Source organism: Geodermatophilus sp. SYSU D00708 (assembly GCF_054050115.1).
This window is the reverse complement of record NZ_JBJGYS010000066.1, coordinates 1-715: the sequence shown is the minus strand read 5'-3', so window position 1 is coordinate 715 and position 715 is coordinate 1. Positions and strand designations below refer to the sequence as shown.

Genomic DNA, 715 nt, shown 5'->3' with positions numbered 1-715 from the left:
GCCAAGGTCGGCGTCCCCGGCGCCGTCGGCGCCTTCCTCGGCGCCACCGTGCTGGCCAACCTCTCCACCGAGGTCGCCGCCCCGGTCATGTCGCTGATCCTGCTCGCCCTCGGCGTCTACCTGCTGATCCGCTTCACCCTGCGCGGCGTGGACCGCCGGCACCTGGGCAAGCCCGTCCGCAAGCGGTTCCTGGGCCCGCTGGGCCTGGTCGCCGGCTTCGTCGACGCCACCGGCGGCGGCGGCTGGGGCCCGGTCGGCACCCCGGCCCTGCTGGCCAGCGGCCGGATGGAACCGCGCAAGGTGATCGGCTCCATCGACACCTCCGAGTTCCTCGTCGCGCTGGCCGCCAGCCTCGGCTTCCTGCTCGCCCTGGGCTCCCAGGGCATCGACTTCGCCTGGGTGCTGGCCCTGCTCCTCGGCGGGCTGATCGCCGCCCCCATCGCCGCCTGGCTGGTCCGCCACGTCCCGCCGCGCATGCTCGGCTCCCTGGTCGGCGGCATCATCGTCATCACCAACACCCGCACCCTGCTGCGCAGCGACTGGCTCGACGCCCCCGACCCGGTCCGCTACACCGTCTACGCCGCCCTCTACGCCCTCTGGGCCGCCGCCGTCGTCCACTCCTTCCGCGAGTACCGCAAGGACCGCGCCCTGGAGTCCGCCGACGCCCTCGCCGCCGAAGCCGCCCGGCTGGAGGAGGCCGAGACGGCCGACGCCG

General features: G+C 75.0%; 1 protein-coding gene. It reads left to right on the top strand.

The features are described from left to right. Positions 1–715: sulfite exporter TauE/SafE family protein (locus ACI79D_RS24890; protein WP_456921218.1), on the top strand; the 715-nt coding region annotated here is incomplete at both ends.